This is a genomic window from Acidaminobacter sp. QWL-03, from assembly GCF_058683855.1.
The window spans coordinates 1,558,077-1,584,184 of sequence record NZ_CM178752.1; the positions used below are offsets into that span (position 1 = coordinate 1,558,077).

At 50.4% G+C, this 26,108-nt stretch carries 25 protein-coding genes; 2 read left to right on the top strand and 23 right to left on the bottom strand.

The window, feature by feature from the left end:
* Nucleotides 1-36 precede the first annotated feature (36 nt).
* Nucleotides 37-807, bottom strand: coding sequence for a nitroreductase family protein (locus tag AC4PHM_RS07130; protein ID WP_492020482.1), 771 nt, complete (start codon nt 805-807; stop codon nt 37-39).
* 129 nt (nt 808-936) lie between these two features.
* On the opposite strand from AC4PHM_RS07130, the gene AC4PHM_RS07135 reads away from it, so the two are divergent.
* Nucleotides 937-1,386, top strand: a complete 450-nt coding sequence (locus AC4PHM_RS07135) for a 4Fe-4S binding protein (RefSeq protein WP_492020208.1) — start codon at nt 937-939, stop codon at nt 1,384-1,386.
* 55 nt (nt 1,387-1,441) lie between these two features.
* Here AC4PHM_RS07135 and AC4PHM_RS07140 read toward each other — a convergent pair whose 3' ends face one another.
* The 16 genes from AC4PHM_RS07140 to AC4PHM_RS07215 all read right to left on the bottom strand — a co-directional run bounded on the left by AC4PHM_RS07140 (nt 1,442) and on the right by AC4PHM_RS07215 (nt 21,320).
* Nucleotides 1,442-1,843 carry a hypothetical protein gene (locus AC4PHM_RS07140; RefSeq protein ID WP_492020209.1) on the bottom strand — a complete coding sequence of 134 codons (402 nt, stop codon included), beginning with the start codon at nt 1,841-1,843 and terminating at the stop codon, nt 1,442-1,444.
* Nucleotides 1,844-2,115: 272 nt separating this feature from the next.
* Nucleotides 2,116-3,996, bottom strand: coding sequence for a molecular chaperone HtpG (gene htpG, locus AC4PHM_RS07145; protein ID WP_492020210.1), 1,881 nt, complete (start codon nt 3,994-3,996; stop codon nt 2,116-2,118).
* A 207-nt stretch (nt 3,997-4,203) separates the two neighbouring features.
* On the bottom strand, nt 4,204-4,656 hold the full coding sequence (locus AC4PHM_RS07150) for an Hsp20 family protein (RefSeq protein ID WP_492020211.1): 453 nt from the start codon (nt 4,654-4,656) through the stop codon (nt 4,204-4,206).
* Nucleotides 4,657-4,824: 168 nt separating this feature from the next.
* On the bottom strand, nt 4,825-5,460 hold the full coding sequence (locus tag AC4PHM_RS07155) for a cyclase family protein (RefSeq protein ID WP_492020212.1): 636 nt from the start codon (nt 5,458-5,460) through the stop codon (nt 4,825-4,827).
* A complete protein-coding gene (zwf, locus tag AC4PHM_RS07160; protein WP_492020213.1) occupies nt 5,447-6,898 on the bottom strand; it encodes a glucose-6-phosphate dehydrogenase in 1,452 nt (483 codons plus the stop codon). Before zwf ends, AC4PHM_RS07155 begins: the two co-directional genes overlap by 14 nt.
* A 5-nt stretch (nt 6,899-6,903) precedes the next feature.
* Nucleotides 6,904-7,800, bottom strand: coding sequence for a phosphogluconate dehydrogenase (NAD(+)-dependent, decarboxylating) (gene gnd, locus AC4PHM_RS07165; RefSeq protein ID WP_492020215.1), 897 nt, complete (start codon nt 7,798-7,800; stop codon nt 6,904-6,906).
* A gap of 55 nt (nt 7,801-7,855) precedes the next feature.
* Entirely contained in the window at nt 7,856-8,218 is a 363-nt protein-coding gene (locus AC4PHM_RS07170) for a YccF domain-containing protein (protein WP_492020216.1), read from the bottom strand.
* 35 nt (nt 8,219-8,253) lie between these two features.
* On the bottom strand, nt 8,254-9,276 hold the full coding sequence (locus tag AC4PHM_RS07175; RefSeq protein ID WP_492020217.1) for a pirin family protein: 1,023 nt from the start codon (nt 9,274-9,276) through the stop codon (nt 8,254-8,256).
* A gap of 67 nt (nt 9,277-9,343) precedes the next feature.
* A complete protein-coding gene (gene glyA, locus AC4PHM_RS07180; protein ID WP_492020218.1) occupies nt 9,344-10,603 on the bottom strand; it encodes a serine hydroxymethyltransferase in 1,260 nt (419 codons plus the stop codon).
* 87 nt (nt 10,604-10,690) lie between these two features.
* Nucleotides 10,691-11,467 carry an ADP-ribosylglycohydrolase family protein gene (locus tag AC4PHM_RS07185; RefSeq protein ID WP_492020219.1) on the bottom strand — a complete coding sequence of 259 codons (777 nt, stop codon included), beginning with the start codon at nt 11,465-11,467 and terminating at the stop codon, nt 10,691-10,693.
* Nucleotides 11,468-11,666: 199 nt separating this feature from the next.
* The gene (locus AC4PHM_RS07190) at nt 11,667-13,823 is read right to left on the bottom strand and encodes an aldehyde ferredoxin oxidoreductase family protein (RefSeq protein ID WP_492020220.1); all 2,157 of its coding nucleotides are present in this window, start codon (nt 13,821-13,823) and stop codon (nt 11,667-11,669) included.
* A 51-nt stretch (nt 13,824-13,874) separates the two neighbouring features.
* Nucleotides 13,875-14,297, bottom strand: coding sequence for a 4Fe-4S binding protein (locus tag AC4PHM_RS07195; RefSeq protein WP_492020221.1), 423 nt, complete (start codon nt 14,295-14,297; stop codon nt 13,875-13,877).
* A gap of 102 nt (nt 14,298-14,399) precedes the next feature.
* Nucleotides 14,400-16,790: a trans-4-hydroxy-L-proline dehydratase gene (gene hypD / locus AC4PHM_RS07200; protein WP_492020222.1), complete on the bottom strand. Its 2,391-nt coding sequence runs from the start codon at nt 16,788-16,790 to the stop codon at nt 14,400-14,402.
* 4 nt (nt 16,791-16,794) lie between these two features.
* On the bottom strand, nt 16,795-17,694 hold the full coding sequence (locus AC4PHM_RS07205) for a glycyl-radical enzyme activating protein (RefSeq protein ID WP_492020223.1): 900 nt from the start codon (nt 17,692-17,694) through the stop codon (nt 16,795-16,797).
* Nucleotides 17,695-17,908: 214 nt separating this feature from the next.
* A complete protein-coding gene (locus tag AC4PHM_RS07210; RefSeq protein WP_492020224.1) occupies nt 17,909-19,414 on the bottom strand; it encodes a sodium-dependent transporter in 1,506 nt (501 codons plus the stop codon).
* Nucleotides 19,415-19,820: 406 nt separating this feature from the next.
* Nucleotides 19,821-21,320 (bottom strand): sigma-54 interaction domain-containing protein, encoded by a 1,500-nt coding sequence (locus AC4PHM_RS07215; RefSeq protein ID WP_492020225.1) that lies wholly within the window; start codon nt 21,318-21,320, stop codon nt 19,821-19,823.
* 221 nt (nt 21,321-21,541) lie between these two features.
* Here AC4PHM_RS07215 and AC4PHM_RS07220 point away from each other — a divergent pair, with 221 nt between their 5' ends.
* Nucleotides 21,542-21,817, top strand: a complete 276-nt coding sequence (locus AC4PHM_RS07220) for a DUF1294 domain-containing protein (RefSeq protein ID WP_492020226.1) — start codon at nt 21,542-21,544, stop codon at nt 21,815-21,817.
* 94 nt (nt 21,818-21,911) lie between these two features.
* On the opposite strand, the gene AC4PHM_RS07225 is transcribed toward AC4PHM_RS07220, so the two are convergent.
* The 6 genes from AC4PHM_RS07225 to AC4PHM_RS07250 form a co-directional block, all read right to left on the bottom strand.
* Nucleotides 21,912-22,739 (bottom strand): YihY/virulence factor BrkB family protein, encoded by an 828-nt coding sequence (locus tag AC4PHM_RS07225; protein WP_492020227.1) that lies wholly within the window; start codon nt 22,737-22,739, stop codon nt 21,912-21,914.
* Nucleotides 22,740-22,792: 53 nt separating this feature from the next.
* A complete protein-coding gene (gene folK / locus AC4PHM_RS07230) occupies nt 22,793-23,278 on the bottom strand; it encodes a 2-amino-4-hydroxy-6-hydroxymethyldihydropteridine diphosphokinase (RefSeq protein ID WP_492020228.1) in 486 nt (161 codons plus the stop codon).
* Nucleotides 23,278-23,637: a dihydroneopterin aldolase gene (folB, locus tag AC4PHM_RS07235; protein ID WP_492020229.1), complete on the bottom strand. Its 360-nt coding sequence runs from the start codon at nt 23,635-23,637 to the stop codon at nt 23,278-23,280. Before folB ends, folK begins: the two co-directional genes overlap by 1 nt.
* A gap of 2 nt (nt 23,638-23,639) precedes the next feature.
* Entirely contained in the window at nt 23,640-24,503 is an 864-nt protein-coding gene (folP, locus tag AC4PHM_RS07240) for a dihydropteroate synthase (protein WP_492020230.1), read from the bottom strand.
* Nucleotides 24,504-24,507: 4 nt separating this feature from the next.
* Complete coding sequence (gene folE, locus AC4PHM_RS07245) at nt 24,508-25,086, bottom strand: GTP cyclohydrolase I FolE (RefSeq protein WP_492020231.1); 579 nt, start codon at nt 25,084-25,086, stop codon at nt 24,508-24,510.
* Between the two features lie 142 nt (nt 25,087-25,228).
* The gene (locus AC4PHM_RS07250) at nt 25,229-26,083 is read right to left on the bottom strand and encodes an aminotransferase class IV (RefSeq protein ID WP_492020232.1); all 855 of its coding nucleotides are present in this window, start codon (nt 26,081-26,083) and stop codon (nt 25,229-25,231) included.
* Nucleotides 26,084-26,108: the final 25 nt, after the last annotated feature.

The following is a 26,108-nucleotide window of genomic DNA, read 5'->3' on the forward strand; positions in this document are numbered from 1 at the left end:
GCGTCATGCAAGCGTCAATGCAGCCTCATGCCACTGCTACAGCCTGCGTCCATCCCACTTCTTAAGCGCCACTCTGACGGAACGTGCCATCTCTTTACTAAACACCGCGCCTGTTTTTCTGGCGTAAAACATCTGGGCAAAATTCTCTGCACCATAACGATTTTTCTCGACAAACTCCTTTGCTTTGTCCTCGAACATCCTCTCAAGCTCTTCGGGTGTCAGCTTCCTGTAACGTTCCTCGAAAACGAGGAATTCGCGCTTGAACCTTTTTTGCTGAACCCTCACTGTATGCGGCTCATAGTATCCCAGACAAAGCATACAAACCGGAAAAACCCAGTCCTCAAGTCCTAACAGTTCTTTATGATACTCATAATTCTCCATGATATCCCCAATATAACACGAGCCAATTCCAAGGGATTCCGCTGCGATCACCGCATTTTGAGCCGCAATTAATGCATCCTCACAGGCAAGAATAAGATCAGATTCCTGAGGCGCTTCAAAGGACAGCCCCGTGTGCTTGGCAAACGCCTTTACATCTTTCGCCGAGAAGTAGTCAAACCATTTTTGCTGATCCGCCGCAAAAATCAATATCACCGGCGCCTTGGCTATAAAGGGCTGAAAATCACAGCTTTCACTTAAAGCTTCTTTGGTATTTGGATCTCTGATCATTATGATCGAATAGAGGCACTGATTTCCTGCCGTTGGCGCGGCAATAGCGGCATCCAGAATCAAATTCATGTGCTCATCTGAAATTGGACGATCTGCGTACTTCCGCAGAGAAACTCTGTTGTGAATAGTATCAAGCACCTTATTCAAAAGCGCTGCTCCTCTCTGATCACCCCCTCTATCAGGGGGTTGACTAGGTGTTAAAACTTCTGTACAATACCCTTACGGGGTATGTTTTCCATCATCAATAAAGTGTCAGGAGGTCTTTACTTGAGACTCAAACTAACTCAAAAATCTGCACTCGCTGCAATTTTTGTAATGATGTGTGTGCTTAGACTTTGGTATGCCATTTTCCTGTTCTTTGCTTTTGGTCTTTATTTGACATTAAAAAATAAAAACAAAACATTCTGTGCCGGTTATTGTCCAATGGGTGCCATACAGGATTTAAGCGCTGCGAAGGGACCCAGAAGATTTCTTAAACTTCCCAAGGGTGTCAAACCCGCTGTCATGATCGTCTTTTGGGGCTTAATCCTATCAGCTGTCCTACTGGAATTTGGTAATCCGGTCGGCATTTGGCTGTCACTTTTCAGGCTGGTCCTATTTATTGCTGCCCTTAGCCTGCTCCTTCAGAATTTTTACGCCAACCGCACTTGGTGTACAACACTTTGCCCTATGGGAACAATCTACACAAAGACAATTCAACATTCTTCCAATACCTAAATTGACCGTACTCAAACATATTTTATGACTTCGACGAACTTATCCAAGCCTAATGCTAATGCTCACTTTTAGAATAATTTAAGATCTCCGTCTCAATCAAATACCAGCGTTGAACCAAATTCTCGAGTCTGAAATAATGCAGCACATAGGCTCCAGACAGAACGGACAGAATAAGTATCAGGATCCAAACCAATGCCTTCTCCGGCACATAGAGCGCTGCTCCAAAAGTAATCAAAAGGGCCGTGACCGTCATCATGAGAACCAATAGATGCACCAGCCGCTCGTGCTGAAGCCATTTGAGCCGCTCAACAAAGAGGGTGTAGACCTCAGCTGCAGGCTTGCCCGCTGCCAGCTCAACCCTAAACTCATTCTCCCAGATCCCGGCCTGCTTCAGCACATCAATCCCAAATTTGCGGCTTCTAAGCTTTGATTCTTTCACATTCTTTATTCTTGGCAAAGCCCCCACCCTTTCGCGGCACGCTCAAGTCAAAGCAGGCCTGTTCTACATTCAATTCTATACCGAACTGCAGAGATTGCAAACACGGAAGATGGGGTTGACGGAAAATGGCGTCAGCGGCGAGCGTCTATCAGCCCCGCCTTCCAGGATAAGCGCCAGCCGCTGACACCGCCTTCCATTGATAGGCGCCAACTGCCACTTAAAAGGAGCAAAGCACCCCCAAGCGGGGTGCCTTGCTCCTTTCATTTTTCAGTCTTTACCTTATTCAAACCCTACTTCATAATCTTAATCATCTGATTCGTGAATTCCACCGGATCTTCAATTGGCAGTCCTTCGATCAGACGCGCCTGATTGTACAGGAGACCGGTATAGAGTTCAAACTTCTCCTGATCTTCCTCAAAGGCCTTCTTCAGGGTCTCAAAAATCTCGTGATGGGTGTTGATTTCGAGAATCTTGTCCGCTTTGACGCCTTCCTGGTTTGGCATAGCGCTCAGGATCTTTTCCATTTCAATGCTGAGCTCGCCATCACTGGCAAGGCACACCGGATGATGCTTCAGACGCTTGGATGCCCTTACCTTTGTGACTTTGTCGCCCAGCTGCGATTTCATGCTGTCGAAAAGGGCTGAGAAGGTGGTGGTTTCGGAACCATCGGCCGCCTGCTCTTCTTCGGTCTCTATGCCCAAATCGCCGCCGGAAACGTTCCTGAATTCCTTATCACTGTAAGACATCAGGACGCGAATCGCAAACTCATCAACGTCATCTGTGAAGTAGAGGATCTCAAAGCCCTTGTCAGCGACGAGCTCGGTCTGCGGCATGCGGTCGATGCGCTCTGGCGCGTCACCAGTCGCGTAGTAGATATACTTTTGGGAATCTGCCATACGGCCCACGTACTCGGCAAGGGTCACCATTTTGCGCTCAGTGCTGGAATAGAAGAGGATCAGATCCTGGAGGTCTTCCTTGTTGATGCCAAAGTCATTGTAGAGGCCAAACTTCAGCTGGCGGCCAAAAGCCTTGAAGAAGGTCTCGTACTTCTCGCGGTCATCCTTCAGCATGGACAGGAGCTCATTCTTGATCTTGTTCTTGATGTTCTTGGCGATCAGCTTGAGCTGGCGGTCGTGCTGGAGCATCTCCCTGGAAATGTTGAGGGAGAGGTCCTCGGAGTCCACCATACCTTTGACGAAGCTGAAGTGGTCCGGCAGGAGATCGCTGCATTTATGCATGATCATCACGCCGCTTGAGTAAAGCTCCAGGCCTTTTTCGAACTCGCGGGTGTAATAGTCAAACGGAATGCTCTCCGGAATGTAGAGAATAGCGTTGAAGCTGACCTGGCCTGAGGCATTCATATGGATGTATTTCAGCGGCTTGTCAAAGCCGTAGTGCTTCTCGGAATAGAAGCTTTCGTAGTCCTCCGGCGTGAGCTCATTTTTGTTTTTTCTCCAAATTGGCACCATGCTGTTGACCGTCTGGAACTCTTTGTAGCTTTCATAATCGCTCTCAGTGCCCTCTTTCAGACGGCTGCGGGTAGTTTCGAGCTTGATTGGGTAGCGGATAAAGTCTGAGTATTTTTTGATCAGCGAGCGCAGGCGGTATTCTTCGAGATAATCGTCGTAGTTTTCGTCCTCTGTGTTGGCCTTAATGGTCAGGATAATCTCCGTCCCAGTGGCGTCCTTTTCTGCGGCTTCAATGGTATAGCCGTCCGCGCCTTTGGATTCCCATTTCCAGGCTTCGTCACTGCCATGGGCGCGGCTGATGACCGTCACGTCCTCCGCAACCATAAAGGCAGAGTAAAAACCTACGCCAAATTGACCAATGATGTCGTAGCCATCCTTGAGTTCATTCTCTTTTTTGAAGGCGAGAGAGCCGCTCTTGGCTATAACGCCAAGATTTTCCTCCATCTCGTCTTTAGTCATGCCTATGCCGGTGTCTTTGATTCTAAGAATGCGGTTTTGCTTGTCCGCGACAATTTCAATGAAATAATCCTCTTTGTTGAAGCGAATGGCCTCATCCGTCAGCGCCTTGTAATACATTTTGTCTATGGCATCGCTGGCATTGGAAATCAACTCCCGGATAAAGATCTCCCGGTGGGTGTAGATGGAATTGATCATCAGGTCTAAAAGTCGCTTCGATTCTGCTTTAAACTGCTTTTTTGCCACGTTTGAACGCTCCTTCTTCTCAATTGTATTTTCAACTTCAATTCCCAGAATTTTCTTTTTCCCAGTCTCCTGCTATCGTTGCCTGTACTTGTCTCAAGTACTCGTATCACCGCACTCGACTTCCTGCATTCATTCGCCCATTCCACCGCAAAACAAAGCGCCAAGGTGGGGCGACCCTGGCGCCAGTCTCATATTTAGGGGCATGCACTATTCGATTTCGATTTTTCTTGAAACTTCAGTTTTCTTGACCTTTGGTACGATGATGTTCAGCACGCCATCCTCAAGCTTCGCCTTGATATCGTCCGTGCTGGCGTCACCCAGATAAACCGTGCGCTGCATGGAGCAGTAGCGACGCTCTTTATGAACGAAATTCTTCTTCTCTTCCTCAGTTTTTTCTTCACGCTTGATGCCTATGGTCAGCCTGCCTTCATTCATATCCAGCGAGATTTCGTCTTTTTTAACCCCTGGCAGATCCGCATCTATTTTGTAGTGATCTTCTGCCTCTTCCACGTCCAATTTAAACGTGTCGCGCATCAGGCTGCGTGAAGGCATCCAGTTATCGCTAAAAAAGTCATCAAGCATGTTGGTGAAGTCATCGAAGCCACGCGGCCTGAGCGTGAGGTTCGAACGCCTTTGGTTGAAAGGAACGAGTCCTGACATGATTAACAACTCCTTTGATTTCAGATTATTGTTATTGAAGCGTTAGATTTAGGTTTCAACTTCATGAATGAGGTTGTTAGCACTCGCGCCCCTCGAGTGCTAATCTCTAATTATTATATACACCTTTTCTTAAAAAATGTCAATAATCCTCTGTTATTTTTTCAGTACTCACTCCGTCACACAACGTTCCTCCACCAGCACCGCCCTGACCGGCGACGCTTCAGCGCCCACAATTTTCAGCGGCAATGCAATCAGCTTATACTCGCCAGGCTCAATATTTTTCAGCATCAGACCTTCCAGCACCATGCATCCGGCTTCGAACAGGACTTTATGGCTCGGATGACCCGCCTGACCTCTTTCAATGCCAAGACCGTCCGTTCCTACGCCTTTAATGCCCAGCACTGCCAGATAGGCCGCAGCCGCCTGACCCAAATAGACAAACTGCTGATCAAAGGTTTCTGAAAAACTGTTTTTGGTCTTAAACAGAACGAAGTCGCCCCTCTTGAGATCGAAAGGCATTAAGATTTCCGGTGTGATTTCGCCTTCCAGAGACGTCAGTGAAATCACGCGGCAAGCCGTCATCACTGAGGCGAGTGAGACCTCATCAATGGCGCTTCCCCCCGCCAGCATATGCAGAGGCGCGTCCAAATGGGTTCCTGTGTGCAGATCCAGCTCCAGTGTGCTGCTGGTCACGCCGTCTGTCTCTGCTTTCTTGTTGAAGGTCAGTTTTGGCTGCCTGGTCTCGTCGTTCTTGTAAACCGGCATCCCGGCGCGTATGGGTATGGTGATGTCATAAAGTTTCATTCGCCTCCCCCTCTTCCTTTGATTGAGAATCTGAGTGATCTGCATCAGGCTTTCCTGTGAGCGTCTCATTGCTTCCCGCCTCATAACGCAGCAGTTTGTCCGGATTGCCGCGGATATAGCTGACGATTGGATCCATCAGCTTCCAAGCCTGCTCAATTTCGCCCCAGGACGTAAACAAAGTTAAATCATCATTTAACGCGTCCAGGAGCAATTTTTCATAAGCTTCCGGCGAACGCTCACCTATCAGACAGTTCTGGCAATAGTCGAGTTCGCGTTCGACCACGGTCGCCTCAGCGCCGGGCCGAAGGACGTTGAACCTAATCTGGACGCCTTCTTCAGGCTGAACTTTTATCTCGATCAGGTTCGGCGTAATCTGGTCTCCAAGTTGGCCGGCGAGCTTTGTCGCCTTCATTTGAATTTCAATAGCTGTCCTTTTTTCACTAAGGCGCTTACCTGTCACCAACTTGAAGGGCACGTCGCGCCAGCGCGGTGTGTCCAGTTCCAGGACCAATTCAGCAAAGGTTTCTGTTGTAGACTGCGGCGGAATCCCCTCCTCCTCAAGAAAACCTTTGACTCCCTCCGACGCTGCATACTGCCCGAAGCGGCAGCTCGCCGGATCCAGCGTCATCTGCGACAAAGCTTTAACTTTAGATGCTCTGACCGCCTCCGGCCCGAGGACGTCCGGCGCTTCCATGGCCACCAGCGCCGCCATTTGCAGCATGTGGCTCTGGGCCATGTCCCTCAGCGCGCCAGCCTGTTCATAATACGCCCCTCTGCCTTCTATGCCGATGGTCTCCAGTGCAACAATCCTGACTTCCTCAATATAATCCCTGCACCACACGGCATCGAAAATTGCGTTCGAGAACCTGAGGGTGAACAGGCTCCGGAGCATAGCCTTACCTAGATAATGGTCAATTCTGAAGATGGACTTCTCTTCAAAATGCTCACGAACCCCTTCATTGAATGCTGCTGCGGACACAAGATCGTACCCGAAAGGCTTTTCGAGAAGCAGCGCCGAGCCTGGTTCATCCGCAATCCCGCTTCTTTTAATGGCCCCTGCCACCTTGGCAAAAAATTCAGGCATAGTGGCCAGTATGAAGAGGGATCGCGTCGCAGGACCGTAGGTTTCTTCCAGTTCCGTTTTTAACGCCAAGAGGTCAGCCTGGGCACTTAAAGACCCAGGATCTTCCGGCTGCCCCAGCGGTTCGAAATCCATTCTCACATAATACAGTCTTTCCAGAAGACCATCCAAATGAACGCCGCAGATCTGCTCACACGACTTCGCAACGTAGGTTCGGAAGACACTGTGTCTGACTTGCTTTCTTCCCACACCAATAACGATGAGCTCACGGCCCTCCGCCATCAGTCTGGCCAGCGCAGGCAGCAATTTCTTACGACTCAGATCACCCGTCGCCCCAAAAATCCAGACAAATTCCATAAGTCTTATTCCTCCTTACGCGCCTCATGTCCTCCAAACTCATACCGCATCCTGCTCAGCAGTTTAGCGCCAAAGCCCTGACTCTCCGTGGCATAGCGCTTAAACAAGGAAAGCGCTATGGTTTCGACTGGAACCTTAAGCCTCAGTGCCTCTTCCACAGTCCATAACCCTTCCCCGCTGGACCTCACTACCGGAAGCAGTGCCTCTATTTCCTCTGTTGACCGAAGCGCCCTGGCAGTAGTCCCCATTAAAAAGCCTTCGATTATGGAACCTTGATCATAGACTTTTGCAATCTTTTCAAGGTCAAACCCATATTCGGATTTTTTTAAGAGCTCAAACCCCTCTGAAATGGCCTGCATCATGGCATATTCAATTCCATTGTGGACCATCTTGACATAATGTCCGGCACCGGATCGCCCAAAGTATCCATAGCCACCCTCTACCGCCAAATCGCTGAACAGCGGCTCCAGCCTGACAAAAGCCTCCCGTGATCCGCCGACCATCAAACAGGCGCCATTTAGAGCGCCTTCAGTGCCGCCGCTTGTCCCGACATCCAAATAGTCAATCCCCCTGGCGGCTAAAAATTCGGAGCGGCTGACGGAGTCCTCGAAGTGGGAGTTCCCGCCGTCAATCACCACATCTCCGCCTTTTAAATGCGGCAGCAGCAGATCAAGAGTGTCATCCACCGCGTCCCCGGCTGGGACCATCATCCATATGATTTTGGATGGGTCGAGCTGCTGTACAAAGTCACCCGTATTGGTAACCGCATTGAGGCCTTCCAGCTGAAGTTCCTCCGCGCGCTGGGCTGCGCGTGTCAGGACAACAACGTCATGCCCATGTCGGATCATATTTTTCGCCAATCCAATGCCCATTTTCCCAGCGCCGATCAATCCAATCTTCAACCTAAACCCCTCCTCAGTTGTTGCTCAATTCATCAGACAATCCACACAACCAACCTTACCGAACTACGGCGCCAAAGGGTACCAGGGAAAGCTGGGCAAACTTGAAATGCTGCAGTCCAAAAGGAATCCCCACGACCGTGACACAGAACAACGCGCCTATGACGAGATGCCCTATAGCCAATTCCCAGCCAAAGAGCAGCAACCAAAGAATGTTCATAATTAAGCCGCCAACCCCGAAGTTACCAATCACCACTTCCCGGCCAAAAGGCCAGAGGACCAGGCCGGCGATTTTAAAACACTGGACGCCAAAGGGAATGCCTATGACGGTGATGCAAAGGAGCAGGCCTGACAATGTCCAGGCAATTGCGCCTATGACACCGCCAAAAATCAGCCAGATCAAATTGCCTATAAAACGCATCACGCCACCTCCTGCTGTTTTATTGAAAAGACGTCTTACGGAGTCTCCACAGTGCCATCCTCGTAGCGCGCGAATCTGCCAGAGCTCTGTGGATTAACGGGATCAGAACGCTTCCACGGCCATCCTCCAAAGGCAGTGACCTGATAGTCTCTGGACGCCGCCACAATATCTTCTCTCGTATTCATGACAAATGGGCCGTACTGAACCACAGGCTCGTTGATAGGCTCTGCTTCCAGCAGCAAGAACTTAGCCGCGGTTACGCCATTGACGACTTCAACCTCTTTTCCTCCCATCAGTGCGCAGCCATGATAGGAAGTCAGCACCTCACCGTCAAGGCTCAGACTCTCACCTTCATAGAAATAGAGGGTTCGGTTCAGGGTCCCACTCACCGCCGGAAGCGTCAGCACCGCCCCCGGTGACATTTCTGCCAGCCAGATTGAGACGTGGTTGGCTTCAGCTGCTGCCCAGGAATCCGGTGTAGGCTTCAGGCTTTTGACGTTATCGATTTGGCCGCTGATCAGGCGAATTGTGGTTTCACGACCATCGGAAGCCGTCTTTGTTACTATGGGTATTTGCTCTGACCACAGCATCTTATAATTCGGTTTGACGAACTTGTCCTTCGCCGGCAGGTTGAGCCAAATCTGAAAGAGTTCAAGAGGATTGGGCCTGTCCTGATGGACCATAGGGAACATCTCCGCATGCTGCATGCCGCTGCCGGCGGTCATCCACTGGACGTCGCCGCCCCCGTAGCGACCTGTGGCGCCGCTGGAATCCGAATGGTCCACAAGACCTTCGAGGACTATGGTCACGGTCTCGAAGCCTCTATGGGGATGCTCGGGAAAACCGGGGACAGTGCGGCCGTGGTACATGCTCCATCCGCTCGGGTTCTGAAAGTCGCTGCCCAGGCTCCTGTTCCCCAGCTGCTTTGCCGATGGTCCCTGGTCCTCATTCCCCTCAGGATAAGCATCCTTATGGTGAACGCAGAACAGGAAGGGGTCTTGTACCGGCCAATTAAATCCCAAAGGGAAGGTTTTAAACGTTTCATTTTTTTGTATCATCTCGAACCTCCATAAACTTTAGTTTAGTGTCAGACGCTGTGATACACGACTTCAACGCCTTCAGGCTTCAGTCAAGGAATCCCTCATAGAGGGGAAATCGCTCAGCCAGAGCCACCACAGCCTGTCTGACTGCATTCAGGACTTCCGTATTCTCATGATGATCCGCCACCCGTGTCATTAACTCAGCGATCTCCCGCATTTCCTGCGGTCCCATGCCTTTGATGGTCATGGCTGTTACGCCGACGCGGACGCCGCTCGTCACCATAGGTTTTTCCGGATCCTGCGGGATCATATTTTTGTTGACTGTAATGCCGACGCTTTCCAGCACCTGTTCAAAGCGTCTGCCCGTCAGCTTCTTTGTTCTGAGATCAAGCAGCAGCAAATGGTTGTCTGTTCCACCAGAAACGAGTCTGAAACCACGCTCCTCAAGGGCCTCACCCAGCGCTGCGGCGTTATCGACGACTTTCTTTGCATAAGTCTTAAACGTGTCGGTCATGGCGTAACCAAAGGTAAACGCTTTGGCTGCCATGGTGTGCATGTGCATGGAGCCTTGTATGCCCGGAAATACAGCGCTGTCAACAGCCTTGGCATACATCTCTTTGCACAGGATAAAACCGCCTCTGGCACCTGCCAGAGTCTTTGTCGTTGTGGAGGTTACAAAATCCGCGTGAGGCACCGGGCTCGGAATGACACCGCCCGCAATCAGGCCAGCAATGTGGGCTATATCCACAAACAAATACGCCCCTGCGGCGCTTGCTATTCTGCCAAGTCGTTCATAGTCAATCAGCCTCGGGTAAGCGCTTGCGCCGGCGACGATCATTTTGGGCCGGTGCAGCTGCGCGAGGCGCTCAACGCTTTCATAATCTATGGTCTCAGTGACCGGATCAAGCCCATAGTCAAAGAAGGTATAGGTTCTGCCGGAGAAGTTCATGGAATAACCATGGGTCAAATGACCGCCCTGATCCAGCTTCATCCCCAGAATGCGGTCTCCGGGCTGCAGGACTGAGAAATAGACCGCCTGATTGGCGCTGGATCCTCCCAGAGGCTGAATGTTGGCATGCTCTGCACCAAAGAGGGCTTTCGCGCGTTCCACCCCAAGGCGCTCCATGTCGTCCATGACGGCGCAGCCCGCATGATAGCGCTTCCCCGGGTAACCTTCTGCGGTTTTATTGGTGAGCACTGAGCCCTGGAGCTCCAGAACCTCTGCGGGAACAAAGCTTTCTGAAGCGATCAGTTCAAGACCTTTCCTCTGGCGCTGCAGTTCTCGCTGACAAATTTCGTATAGAACCGGATCTGAGTGCTTTAATCTTTCGAGTCTGTCTGACACTTTCTGACACCTCCGCAGAATTAAGGGTTTCTTATTTGGAGAATTTTGAAAATTTCATTCCAACGCATTTAGACGCGTGCCGCCACTTTAAATTCCTGCTTTTACAAAGCGCTGATAGAACGCCTTCACAATTTTACTCAGGGCCGGATCCAGCCTGGAGAAAACCCGGTGCCGCTCGTTGTCTGTCAGGCCAAACTCCGCTTCTGCAATGGCACCGGCCATACAGGCAATTGTGTCACTGTCCCCGCCTATGGAAATTGCGTTTCTTATGGCATCCTCCAGGCTCTCGGATTCCATCCAGGCTCGAATGGCTTGCGGCACCGAGCCCTGGCATGAGACCTCAAATTGATACCAGCCGCGTATGCTGTCAATGGATTCGCTGAGATTATAATTAAATGCCGACTCAATATAGGCGCGGACTGCGGCCCTGTCTTTGCCGGTTCTGGTCAGATAAACGGCGCTGGCTATAGCCTGTGCACCCTTGATCCCTTCCGGGTGATTGTGAGTGATTTCAGCCGTTGCCTTTGCGACATACAAGACTTCCTCCAGGCTCTCGCAGGCCCAGGCAACGGGACTGACTCTCATAGCCGCGCCATTTCCAAAGCTGTTATAGGGCTGTTCAGAATCAGACATTGCCCATTTTGCGAAGCCGGAACCAAAGCCGGCATGGGGATATCTTAGAAAATAACTCCTGTAACGCTCAGAAAAGGCTTGGTTTCCGAGAAGCGCTTCCATGGTCGCCACCGTCAAAACCGTATCATCCGTGAACCGGCTGACGTGAGTCCATAACTCAATATTTTTGGATTTGTGATTATGGTGTTCAAAAAACGAACCGCACATGTCACCATAAATAGCTCCCAGCACAGACGCCCACCCCCATAGTCCTTCACTTCTCAACAAAAGCGTTTTAGCCGATGGTCACTGAACCATAATAAATCAGCTTACACTTGGCATATGTTTGGAATAATACCCTTCCGCAAAAAAAATACACTCCCGAATCCTTTCAAGTCGGGAGTGTAACTTTAAAGCATCTGTGAACTTGTAGTATAACAGGACTTAATTTTTACTGAAACTGCGTGACCACTTCAATGACCTCAGGCAGGTCCATGCCAATCTCTCTGAGATACGCTGCTGTAGGGACGCCCTCAGCAGTCCAGCCCCGGCGCTTGTAAACCGCGTCCGTCAGCTTTTCATACTGGTCCTGTCGATACGCCCGCACTATGGCAATCTTCTCTTCCACCGACTTATCTGCCGGGTCTACCCCAATGAGTTCTTTCATCTGCTGATCATACCGTTCCTGCCTGGACAGGTACTCCTGCGCTGTCACCGGACCCATGGACCGGTACGGCATGGCGTCATGAACGCGCAGACCTTTGCCCATACGGATGTTGAAGACCCGCTGAAAATTGTAGACCCGCTCAGATTGACGAATCAGCTCGTGCTTGTCAATGGTAGCCCCCGTGACCCCATTGTAAAGGTCCACGTAGTTCTGTACGTGCTCTGGGATCTTCGCCGGCTCGTCTGTCATGCCATTGTTCGCCGGCGTCGTATCATTCCACGGCAGCTTACAAAGACCCATCAGGCCAAACCACGTCCGGAACATTGGGAAGTAGTGCAGTGCCTCCGCCTTATCCTCAAAGGTCGGGATCTGGTTGTTGACCATATCCATGAAGATCAGCCAGGCTTCATCGTGCTGTGGTCCTTTGTTGGTCAGGCCATAGCCCCCCTGCTGTGCCAGGGATTCCTTTGGCAGGTATTCGGAGACCTCAAGGCCCTTCTGCTCCATGCCAATATCCTCAAGGAACGCCCGGTCCGCCCCAAATTCCTCCGCGAAGTACTGCTTCAGGTGTCTGACCCCAAGACCTATGTGATACCCAAAGCCTTCTCCCCTGGACATCTGGTGCAGCAGCTCCAGCTGCGCCATGGCATTTCCAAAGGTCAGCTCAAGACCGCCGGTATGGGTTTTGTCAATGATCCCGCGCTCATAGCACTCCATGGCAAAAGCCGTAATGGTGCCAAAGGAGATGGTATCCACGCCGTAGGTATCACAGTAGAAATTGGCTTCCAGAATGATTTCCGGATCAAAGATCCCGCAGTTGGAGCCAAGACCCGCCGCGTTTTCGTATTCCGGTCCGTCTATGGTCACCTTATGGCCTTTGTAGGGTCCTGTCTTCAGTTCAAAATGATCTGCCGTCTTGGCGCAGGAGAGCGAGCACCCATACCAGCATCCGTCCGGCATCCCCTGGGTTATGTATTTCTCGATAAAGACATTGGAGGCGATCTTATGGGTATCCGGGTGACTGCCGTACTGATAGTTGTGGGTCGGCAGCAGATCATAGGCATCCATGACCTCTATGATGTTGGCCGTGCCAATCTGACGCATACGGCACTGGGCATCATCCAGGTCGTGGATCTGACGGTGGAGCTTGATCCCCGCCTTGTTGATCCGGCTTTGGTCTGCCGGCTTATTGAGATTGCCTTTGGTGCCCCGAAAGCGTATGACGACCGCCTTGATCTTCTTGTCCCTGAAGACCCGGCCTATGCCGCCGCGTCCCGCCTGCTTCAGCCTGGCTGCCTGACGCCGGAGGTCGTAAAACGAGAAGTTGAGGAGGCCTATATTGGCATGCTCCGCTGCCGTTCCGGCGCAAATCACTGAAATGTTTTTCTTGTCTTCCTCATCCTCTGCGTACATCTCCGTCAGCTGCTCTGCCACCACATGGCCGTCCACCGCCTCCAGAGGCGCTTCTTCTATGGTCACCCGGCCGCTGTTGCCGTCTATGAAAATGACGACGTCCTTTTCAGACTTGCCGCTGATCTCCAGGGCATCATACCCGGAGAATTTCAGGTAGGGACCAAAGTACCCGCCGACGTTGGAATCAATGGGCATGTCCGTCATGGGCGAAATGGTGCAGACCAGGGATTTTCCCGAACCGGGATACTGGGTGATGCCGCAGACCGGCCCCCCTGCCACAATGATGGCATTTTCCGGATCGTTCCATCTGGTCGACGGTTTCACCGCATCCCACAGCAGCTTCAGGCCATAGCCCTTGCCGCCTATAAACTTTTCCCGTACCAGGGCGGGAACCTCTCTGGCTTCCACCCGGTTCTCTCCCAGCCGGATATGTAAGGATCTGTCTGTATAGCCCCGCTCCACTGGCGCGGGCTCATAATCGAACGCTGTCAGCAGCGTCCGCGCTTCTTTCATGGCTTTGATCTCCACTGAGTGCCCTCCTGTCTGTTTGAATTCTGCTGTTACTACGGCGCTCACGCCTTACTTGAAAAAGGTCACTTTTTCGAGGGGCGCTTGCGCAGCGTCCTTGTCAATGTAGAGCGCCTCTGCCGGACACACGCCGGCGCAGATGCCGCAGGCCACACATTTGAACGGCTCCTGGAAATCATCGTGCTGCATCATGACGGAGGCGTCGCAAAATCCCACGCACATCAGGCAGCCCACACATTTTTTCTTGTCGATGCGCACCACGCCCAGGGCGTCTCTTTTGATGGCCATAACCGGACAAATATCAATGCAGAAGCCGCACTGATTGCAGACGTGAATCCGCTTGTCCTGACCGTGCTCGGTAATTCGGATCGCGGATTTTTCACGGTCCTTCACTTTAAAATAGGCATTTGAGCAAGCCATCTCACAAGCGCTGCAGGCTATGCACCGCTCTTCTATCTTTTGCAGAATTTTCATGAAAGCCTCCCAACTAAAAATATTGAGTTAATAATCTCAGTAAGCGGGGTGAACAGCTCGTCTCATCGCCATCCACCCCTCTGTTTTCATCCTGCCTTCAGTTTAGAACTCATGGTGCTCTGTTCTGGTGATGATCTCATCCTGAAGACTCTTGTCCAGATTGTTGAAGTAATCGCTGTATCCTGCGACGCGAACGATCAGGTTATTGTATTTTTCAGGATCGAACTGAGCAGCTTTGAGCGTATCTGCGCTGATCACGTTGAACTGGATGTGATGACCATCCAGCTTAAAGTAGGCTCTCACCAAATCCTTCATGTGGCCAAGGCCTTCTTCACCTGCGACGACTTGTGGTGTAAACTTCTGATTGAGCAGTGTGCCGCCCGTTCTAAGGTGATCCATTTTGGAAGCGGACTTGATGACGGCTGTAGGCCCTTTGCGATCTGTACCCTGCACTGGAGAAATGCCCTCAGACAGCGGCATGCCTGCCTTCCTGCCTTCTGCAGTCGCACCAATGACAGAACCAAAATAGACATGGCAAGTTGTAGGCAGCATTTCAATGATGTATTTGCCGCCCGTGACCGTAGGACGGCCTGTGACTTCATCATGGAACGCATTGAACACCTGGAGCATGATTTTATCTGCCCGGTCGTCATCATTGCCGTAGCGCGGCGTTTTGTTGAGCATAATCTGATGGGCGACCGGATCCTCTTCAAAATTCTTGGAAAGAATGTCGAGTAGTCCTTCCATTGTAAAGGTCTTATTTTCAAAGACATGATGGTTTATTGACGACAAGGTGTCTGTAATGCTGGCGATGCCGACACCTTGGATATAGCGTGTATTGTATCTGGCGCCGCCATTATTGTAGTCCTTGCCTTTTTTGATGCAGTCCTCAACGACAATGGAGAGAAACGGCGACGGCATCATCTTGGCATAGAGCGCCTCAATGACATTGTTGCCTCTGATTTTGATGTCGACGAAATGATGGAGCTGTTTTTTAAAAGCGTCCATAAGGTCGTTAAGGCTCTTAAACGCCAGCGGGCTGCCTGTCTCAATGCCTATTTTTTTTGAAGTTCTGGGATCAACCCCGTTATGAAGGGTAATTTCGAGAATCTTTGGCAAATTGAGATAGCCTGTAAGAATATAGGCTTCTTTGCCAAAGCAGCCTACCTCGACGCAGCCGCTGGTCCCGCCGACCCTGGCATCCTCAATGGTCTTGCCCTGGCGCATCAGTTCTTCAACAACAGCATCCGTATTGAAAACAGATGGAAAACCCATGCCTTCACGGATGACTCTAGAAGCCTCAATGACAAAACGATCCGGATTCTTGCGGCTGATCTGTACGTTTGTACTTGGCTGCAGCGTGCGCATTTCGTCAATGATTTCAAGCAGCAGATAAGAAATCTCGTTGACGCCATCAGACCCATCCGGTCGGATCCCACCAATGTTGATATTGCAAAAATCTGTGTAAGTGCCGCTTTCCTTTAGCGTAATCCCAACCTTTGGCGGCGCGGGCTGATTATTCGCCTTGACCCAAAAACATTCCAGAAGCTCTTTAGCCCCTTCCCTGTCCAAGGTACCTTCTGCGACTTCCTTCAGATAAAATGGTTCAAGATGTTGATCGAGCTTGCCCGGGCAAAAGGCGTCCCAGGTATTGAGTTCTGTGATGACCCCAAGATGGACAAACCAGTACATCTGAAGCGCTTCCTGGAAGGTTCTTGGCGCATGGGCCGGAACGTGGCTGCAGACTTCCGCGATCTTCTCAAGTTCAGCTTTTCTGACTGGATCACTTTCCTTTTCTGCAAGTTCCAGTGCTTTCTCCGCGTGACGAACGCCAAAACGTATAATGGCGTCACATGAAATCGCCATGGCTTTAAGCTGCTCCCGTCTGTCATAAGCGTCCATCTGGGTCAAATCGTTGAGTTTTTCAATTTCCTGCTCAATTTCCTTTTTAAAATCGAGGAATCCCTTTTTGTAATACTTGTCATCCCCAACCGTGTGGCCTGGTGCCCGCTGCTCCATGAACTCTGTAAAAATGCCGGCCTCGTAACACTCTCTCCAAGAAGCCGTCATATTGGCAATGAGATGGTCCCGCATGGACTTGCCTCTCCAGAATGGGATGATCTCATCCCTTTGAATGGCTTTCGTCTGGTCATCCACCCTAAAAAAGATTTTTTGACGCAGATCAATGACGTCGAAGTCTTCTGTGGTATGGCAGCAGAGCTCCGGGTAGGTCGGCGCGGACTGTGGCGCCGTGCCTCTTTCCCCAACGATCAGCTCCCCTGGACTCAGCACAATGGTTTTGTGCTCCATTAGATGCTTGAATGTCAGCGCGCGCAGCATAGGGACTGAGACTTTGCCCTCATATGCTTTGTAGGCTTCCGTCACCAATTGCGCCCTCTCTATGGACAGCGTCGGAACCGTCTCCACACTTTGCTTTCTCAACTTGGCGATGCGATCATTCATTCCAATTTCCCGTCTGATTGCTGCTGGCATCTCTTCATCCTCCTATTCGGACTGTCAGCCCGAAATTCTCAAGTCTATTTTTAATGCGTTCCATTGCCATTTGCGACGGTTCCGCCAGACTTTCAAGACTGTACGTCTGACCCAGACGCTGATATTTGCCGCTGGCAATGCCATGATAAGGCAACAGGAAAATCTTCTTTATATTTAGAGAAGACAGCAGCTTTCCGAGTTCATCGACATGTGCATCGCTGTCATTGACCCCTGGAATCACTGGAAGTCGGAGGCCTATTACAGCCTTTCGCGCCGACAACTGTCTTAAATTATCGATAATAGTTTTATTGGAAACGCCTGTATAGCGCCTGTGCATGTCTTCTTCCAAATGCTTAATGTCAAACAGGAACAGATCTGTAAACTCCAGAATCCGCTCAAAATCCTGCCACCTTGCATGTCCGCTGGTATCCACTGCGGTATGCAGTCCCTGAGCTTTTGAAAGCTTCAGCAGCGCCTCCAGCGCGTCGATCTGCATCATGGGCTCCCCGCCTGAAAACGTCACTCCACCGCAGGATTGCTGGTAAAAGACGACGTCTTTCTCAACTTCCGCCATGATTTCTGCCAGAGTCATCTGCCTGCCCGCCATCTGAAGCGCTTCTGTTGGGCAAACCTCTGTGCAGGCGCCGCAGCGGATGCATTTTCCGCGATCTATTGTGATCTTGTGACCATCGGCAGACAAAGCGCTTTGCTTGCAGACCTTAACGCAAAGCTGGCAGCCAATGCATTTCTTGTTGAAGTAGACGAGCTCCGGCTGAGGGTGAATGCTTTCGGGATTGTGACACCAGGCGCAGGCCAGGGGACAGCCTTTGAAAAAAACCGTCGTCCGGATGCCTGGACCGTCATTGACTGAAAATTTTTGTATGTTGAAGATCGTGGCGTTCAAGCTCTCACTTCCTTTGAATTCATAGAGGGTCAGCGCCTCCAAATGGAAGACCGGGTTATACCACCGTCTTCCATTTGGGACGTCTGGAAAATTTTAGTGATTATTCAGCCTTAATTTTTTCTTTTTTACCCGCGAGGGAAACAAAGTAGACAAAGGGACCGAAAATAGCGCCCAACATGACAATCATCCAAAATAAGGTTTCCATTTCCATGGTCTATACCTCCTCGATGGCTTTAATAAATTTGCCTTCGTTCATAAGCTTTTCCGGTGTGACCCAGTTCCCGAGCCAGTTGTTGGCCAAATAGAATACACCGATCGTTAAGCCCACCTGGAAGACGACTGTTCCCAAGCTTTCCGTCAGGAACGGATTCCACCAGCTGTCCGGATACCATCCAATAGACTGGTAGAACCACCAGCCGACGACAACTGTCAGCAGCGCCGGGAAGAACAAGACCGCATAGTTGAACCATTTGCCCACTTGAATGTCACTGCATGAGTTGATGATCTGGAGTCTGAACCGGTCCACGCCGAATTTATAAACCGCCAGGGCGTAGAACAAGCCGCAAAGCAGAAGGCCAATGCCCCAGACCCAGTCCTGATTGTTCAGGAAGTTAATGTTGATAGCCGATGGCAGCCCGAGCACAAAGCAAGCCGCGCAAACTACGATTGTCGCTTTTTTTCTGTCATAGCCCGCGTTGACAAAGTTTCTGATTATAACCTCGGTTTGCGGAATGATGGAGGTGAGCGCCGCCAGTGACAACGCGAAGAAGAACACCATAGCGATGATGTTGCCCCCCGGAATCGTCGGGAACAGCTTCGCCAGATAAATAAAGGTCAAGCCAACGTTTCCGGCGCTGAGCGCGCTCATGGCTTCTCCTTCGGATGCCGCTACGGCGAAAACCGCAGGCAAGACAGCCAACGCGCCGAGCATGGCGCCAATCATATCGCCAAAGCTGATCATAAAGGAGTTGACCGCGATATCCTCATTCTTTTTAAAGTAGTTCGCATATGTAAGCATCATACCCCAGCCGGCGCCAGCAGACCAAGCAGCTTGAGTCAAAGCGTTCAGCCACACCTTAGGGGTGAAGAAGGCATTCCAGTCAGGCACAAAGAGGAACTTGAGGCCAACTGCAGCGCCGGGCTGCATGACGGCCCAGATGGAGGTGCCAATCAGAGAAACGAATAAAAGCGGAATCGCGATTTTACCGACTGCCTCCAGTCCGCCTTGAACGCCTCTATAAAGAATAAAGCCCATGATCGCCACAGCTAAAAACTGGAAGGAAATTGTTTGAACCGGATCGCCTACAAATCCATCCCAAAGCGCCTGGGAGTCCATGCCCACCTTGAGGGAGCCCTGAACCGCGAAGACGAAATAGCGCATGGCTTGCGCGAAGACAATCGCGTAGTAAAAGGTAATGGCCGCGCAGACCCAAGTGATCCATCCGCCCATCCAGGCTTTCTTTTTACCGTAGAAATCCCTGAAGGCACCTATAGCGCCCAGTCTCGTCGACTTCCCTATGCCCATTTCCATCATTAGCAGAGGGACGACCCAAATCATGTTGCAAATAATATAAGCGATAATAAATGCGCCACCGTGATTGCTGCCCACAATTCTCGGAAAACGCCAGATGTTGCCTGTCCCCACAGCCATACCCAATGCGGCGAAGATAAAACCCATCCGACTTCCCCATTGTTCTGTTTTTGCAGTTTGCTTGCTCAAGATGCGAATCCTCCTTCAAATTAAATTTCATTTTTAAGAACGTCTGTCCGGTCCCCCTTTTTGATCACTATGCTTCTGAAGGTCAGCGGATCTTTTTACACTATAGGATCCTATCAATGATATAAGCAACTTGCGTGCCAAACAAAAATTATCTGACAAAAAAATGTTTTCAGACTTTTCAAGCGATTCGGATGTTGGTACTGTATTCAATTTTGTTTCTAGACCAAACAATCTGAAATATCATAAGAGAATTTACGAAATTTCATAAATCATACAAAAACCACACAAAATACTCTGTCATATTTCAGAGCATTTTGTGTGGTTCTTATAAAACACTTGTGGAAGGGGTTTGCCAGACAACCGACACATACCCTCCTGCTTTCGCATTTCTCAGCTTAAAGCTCACCTAATTCCCAGAAACTACAACCTCCAGGGAGATTCCATGCTTTTGCACTTTGCTGTAAAGAGTCTGCACCGGCAACTTCAGATTTCTCGCAGCATGAGATATATTGCCTCTGGTTTGTCGCAGCTCATTGAGAATCAGTTCCTTTTCAACCCAGTCGACTTTAGCCTTCAATGAACTGGCTTCGACTTGAGAAGCTTGATTCCAATGAGCCATTTGCCTAAAAAGTCTATCCAGATAAAGATCCTCTGTCATGCTGCTTTTCTCAATAAGCTGTTCTGTCCTGACCAGGTCAGAGCCTCCATCCAGAATATATTGGGGCAGGTCATTCGAAGTTATTTTCTTGCCATCACTGAAGTGAACGGCACTTTCAAGAACAGACTTCAGCTCCCTGACGTTGCCGGGCCAATCGTATTGCTTCAGGATTTCTAAAGCCTCTTCAGAAATCGTTTCCCTAAGCGAAACAAATTGCGGTGCGCATCCCTTAAGAAAATGCTGAATTAACTCAGGCAGATCCTCCTTACGTGATCTTAAAGGTTCAACTTGAATTTGCAGGCTGTTGAGTCTGTAATAGAGGTCCGCTCTAAGAATCCCTTGCTCGACCGCTTTCTTGGGATCAATATTGCAAGCCGCAATAATTCTTACATCGACTTGCTTCGTCTCAGCACCCCCGACGCGGCGGATCACGCCGTCCTGAAGCACTCTGAGGAGCTTGGCCTGAAGTGTCAAGTCCATGGAGTTGATTTCATCCAGGAACAGTGTCCCGCCATGAGCCTGTTCCAGAAGACCCGCCATTTCTCTTGAGCCTGTAAAACTTCCGGCTGCCGTGCCAAAGACTATACTTTCCAGGAGCGCCTCCGGGATTGCTGCGCAGTTTTGAGCGATAAAGGGCTTTTCTCTTCGCGTTAGACTGGCATTGTGAATACTTTGAACCACCATTTCCTTTCCCGTTCCCGTTTCACCGATCACCAGAACAGGTGCGCTCGAGTCAGCGACTTTATAAATTCTTTCTTTCAGCGCTCTCATAGCTTTTCCATTACCTATCATATGGTCCACAGTAAAGATTGTACCATTCTTTCTGAGATCATTTTGTTTTCTATAGAGGCAGTTCAATTCATTCTGTAATGCCCTGATTTTATCCGAAAGTTTTTGGACCTGATCCACCCCTCGGTAAATTTCCAAGGCACCCATCAATTTCCCATCCTTGAGTATTGGAATCGTCGACGTCACAGTGGTGACCTGCTGTCCACGGAAGTTAAGGTAAGTTTGTATATGCTCAATCAGAGGTTTTCCGGTTCTAATAACATGATAAAAGGTGCTTGTGTCAGGTGTAAGACCTGGAAATATCTCTAGAATATTCTTACCCACAGCATCCTTCATTTCGACGCCCGCAATGTTTGCAGTAGGTTCATTAAAAAACACAATATCCGCGTTTGGATCTGCGACCAAGACGCCTTCATTAAGATTTTCCAGAATGATGCCTAAAAGCAAATCATGATCCATAACCGCAGCCCCCTTTGTCTTTTAGATTCTACATGAATTCTTCAATTTTGCAAAGTACAATCACAAGATTGTACGGCAATCGTTGAATCTGGACTTTTTCACTGGATCACAGTATGATAGAAGTCAGCAGTACTATCACTAAAGCATTCAAGCACCGGAAAAACTGTGCGCCGGTAGTTTTTCGCACCTGAACCAGCGCTTTAGAGAAAGGACACCATGATATGCTCAACTACTTTTTGTATTATCTTTTGCTCCTAAATCTGATCTCATTTATCCTATGCTGGTATGACAAGCGCGCAGCGATCCGTCAGAAATGGCGAATCAAAGAAAGCACACTGCTCTTGTCTGCGGCTCTCGGCGGCTCAGTCGGATTCTACATGGGCATGAAAGCCTTCCGCCACAAAACCAAGCACCTGAAGTTTACCGTGCTTGTGCCACTCTTGATCGTGCTGCAATCGGCAGGGCTGATCTGGTACTTTTTCTTCAAAAACGCGTAAAAAGCTGCACTCAAGCGAGAGCAGCTTTTTTTATATCCCCAAAATGTAACGTTATACTCAATGACCCGGCTGCCGGTTGTAGCGGAAAAGCGATTTACGCTTTTTCAGTCTTATAGGACTTAGTGATCGAAATCACTTCCCCGCCCAGCATCAAAATCATACCCGTAAAATAGAACCAGATCATCAGGACGACGACTGCAGCCAGCGAGCCGTAGACCAATGAAATGTTGCTGAAGTTCTGAATGAAATATGAAAACAGAAACGAAATCCCAATCCATCCAAAATAAGAGAAGACAGTCCCCGGCAATATCTCAGCAAATTTGAGTTTAAGATTTGGCAAGTGCTGATACATTTGTGACAGAACCAAAAACGGCACCGCGATCACCAGCGCCCAACGCGCAATCATAAACAAAGTGACAAAGGCTTCCGGAATCGGAATATAAAGTCTGAGCATGTCAATGACACGGCCGCTGAGGCTCGGAAGAACCAGCATCACCACCACCGCCAGGGACAGACCCAGAGTAAAGACCAGACTGAGTCCTATAGCGGTCAGAGGCGACTTCCTGCCTTTGACTTCAAACGCGGCGTTCAGCGCTCTCTGCAGAGAACCAACCGCCTTGGATGCGGACCACAGCGCCGCCAAAATGGACACTGACAGGACACTCCCTGAATCTGCAGCCAGATTATTTTTGATGTAGCCCTGTACAATTTCGAGGGCTGCCTCAGGAATAAATTCCAGAGAGGACGAGCTCATAAAGTCGTAGGCCACTTCCAGCCTTGACAGTATGGCAAATAAAAAAATCAAAAATGGAAATATGGAGAGCACGAAGAAATAGGCCATCTGAGCACTGAATGCCGTCAGGTGATGACGCCCCACTCGTTTTAGAAGTTCTTTGAAAAAAAAGCTGAAATAGGGCTTCATAACCATCCCTCCTTTCAGTGACCCATACCGGCAGGCCCTCCCCGCAGATGACTTCAGAGAATTTCCTTGAGCCTTTTAATGTCTCCGGCATCAAGTCCGGCAAGCCATGCTTCAACGGTTTTTCCGGATACTTCAAGTCCGGCATCAAGCTCTGCCAGCGGCACCAGGACAAAAGCCCTTTCGTGCATTCGCGGATGCGGCAGTGTCAGTACGGGATCAGAGCTGACAACGCCTTCGTAATGAAGGACATCTACATCAATGGTCCGTGGCCCCCACCGAATCAACCTCACCCGTCTCAGAGACTGCTCAACGGATTGGCAAAGGGCTAAAAGCGCCTCAGGTGTCAGGCCGGTCTCGATTTCAATCACACCGTTGACAAAGTCATCCTGATCCAAATAGCCCACTGGAGCTGTCGCATATAAGGAGGACTTTGCCACCACCTGAGTCTGCAGCCCCTCACCAATGAGTCTGACCGCCTCCCGAAGATTTTCGACTTTGTCTCCAAGATTGCTGCCCAGCCCGAGATACGCCCGAGCCATTATCTCGCCCTCCGGATCTCGACGCCAAAGTAATCAAACATACCCCTTACAGGCGCCTCCGGTTTTTTGACGCGAACCATGACCTCCGCCACCACGCTGTATTTTGCCAAGATGCGCTGGGCAATATTTTCCGCCAGCGCTTCAATCAGGTTGTAACGGGCAGACTCCGCGAAATACTTCACATCATCATAGACCTCTGCATAACTGACTGTATGGGCGACATCATCAGACGCGCCTGCGACGGAGAGGTCAAGTGATAACTCCACATCAATAAAAAATTTCTGGCCTATAGCGCGTTCTTCGTCGAGGACGCCATGGAAACCATAAAAGCCCATATGACTCATCAATATTTTATCCATGTCTAGCGTCTCCTCGTCATGGCATCCATGACTTTAACCGCGCGCAGATTCTCTTTGACATCATGGACCCGGATCACTTCAACGCCTTGAACGACGCCAAACACGCTTGTGGCCAGCGTGCCTTCCATCCGTTCCTGAGGCGGCAGATCGAGGATTTTGCCTATCATGGACTTCCTGGATGTCCCAAGCAGCAGCGGATAACCGAGAACATGGAGCTCATGGAGCCTCGGCATCAAATCAATGTTTTGCTCTGAGGTCTTACCAAAGCCAAATCCCGGATCCAGCATAATCGACTGGTTGGGGATCCCCGCAGCCTTTGCAATGGCTATGGACTTCTCAAAAAACTCAATCATGCTGTCCACCATGTCCGTTTCATAGTGGGTGCCATTCTGGTTGTGCATAATAATGACCGGTGCGCCAAACTGAGCGGCGACACGGGCAATCTCCGGCTCCCGCTGGAGGCCCCAGATATCGTTGACAATCTCAGCGCCGGCCATCAGCGCGCAGCGCGCGGTCTCCGCTTTATAGGTGTCAATGGAGATAGGAATGTCAAACTCAGGGTGGGCCACCAGAGCCTCAATGACCGGCAGCACTCTGGAAATCTCAAGCTCGAGCGGCACCTCCGCAAACCCCGGACGTGTGGACTCGCCGCCAATATCAATAATATCCGCGCCTTGATCTGCCAATTCCAAGGCCTGTTCAATGGCGTGCTCAATAGTGTCAAACTTCCCGCCGTCCGAAAAGGAATCCGGGGTTACATTCAAAATGCCCATGACCAGCGTCCGCTTTCCAATTTCAAGCGTGTGCTGCTTAAGGCGCCACTCAAAGGGCTCATATTTCGGTAAATGATATAATCTGCTGTGCACTGCTTCACCCCCTGCTGCCAACACCCATGCCTATCAGCGACATCGCTTCGGCTCTGGATTTGGCATCCACTTTGAAAATTCCGCGGACCGCAGAGGTCACCGTCTTGCTGCCCGGTTTTTTGACACCGCGCATTGTCATGCACATGTGCTCCGCCTCGACCACGACAATAACGCCATAGGGGTTCAGCTTCTCCATGATCGTATCCGCCACCAGCGACGTGATGCGTTCTTGAAGCTGCGGGCGCTTGGCAATGGTCTCTACAACGCGCGCCAGTTTGCTGAGCCCTGTCAGTCTGCCGCCGCGTGGAATGTAGGCGACATGAGCCTTCCCAAAAAAAGGCACCAGGTGGTGCTCACACATGGAATAGAAAGAAATGTCCCGTACCAGCACCAGTTCCTCATGGGAATCCTCCTGGAATATCACATCAAGGTGCTTGCCCGGATCTTCACTCAAACCGCCAAAAATCTCTTCATACATTCTGGCAATCCTGTCCGGTGTCCCTTTAAGGCCTTCACGGTCAGGATCTTCGCCAATCGCGATCAGCATTTCTCTGACGGCGTCCTCTATACGCTTATTATCCATATCTTCTCTCCTATTCTCAAGGTGTTGCCCCCGCTGTTTTGGGCAGAGGCTTTCGCAGTCTCTCTCAATCTTTCAATAATCCTGGTTCAATTTCTTTTCTACCCAATTCCGGGAGCTTAACACGCCAAATCACGGTGCGTCCCTATTCAGCCTCCGCCACAAGGGCAAGCACAGATGCCAGAATTGTTTTATACATGTCCAGTGCAGTGGATTTTGCCGATGGTCGTCGCCACTCCACCGCTTCAACCCTTTCGACATAGTTTAACCGCATGAGACTATTGGTGACGAAAACGAGTTCTGACTCCAGCATCGCATTCAGCGGAAATCGCCCCTCAACCGCACTGATGCCGGCGCGTTCTGCCGCCCTCAGCACATTTGCCCGCATGATTCCAGGCAAAATGCCGCAGTCCAGCGATGGCGTGAACAAACGGCCACCCGCAATCCAAAAAACGTTGGCCACTGCGCTCTCCGCGACAAAATCCATTTCATTCAAAAACAGGACATCCTTAAAACCCCGAGACATTGCCCGGTCTTTCTCAAGGAGGTGATCCGCATAGCCCTGCCACTTCAGACCAGCCACTGGGGATCTGGAATTTTTGGTAAAGGGACTGAGTCCCAGTGAATACGGCTTCTCAAGTCCGCCGTCCTGAGCGTCTCCATAGGGATTTGGGCGCAGATAGAGCTGCACGTCCACCTCGGCGTCTGAGACAGGCGTCCCGCGCCGCATAGCCAGGAGTTTCAAAGCACCTGATTCAACGCCGGTGGCCGTCTTTGCCGCAGAGAAAGCATCCTTCAGCGTTTGAGTAGACAGCCCATAACTCAGACCCAATGCTGCAAGCCCAGCATTGAGTCGGTCGAGATGGGCTGCAGGCTGCTCAAGCACACCATTATCAAAACGCAGCGTATCAAATAAGCCATAGGCGAACTGAATGCCTTCAGAAGCACAGCGGCTCTCCACCGCTTTGCCGTCCAGCCAAAAAACAGAGGGTCTGGTCACTTCCGGTCCGCCTCCTTTTACAGGG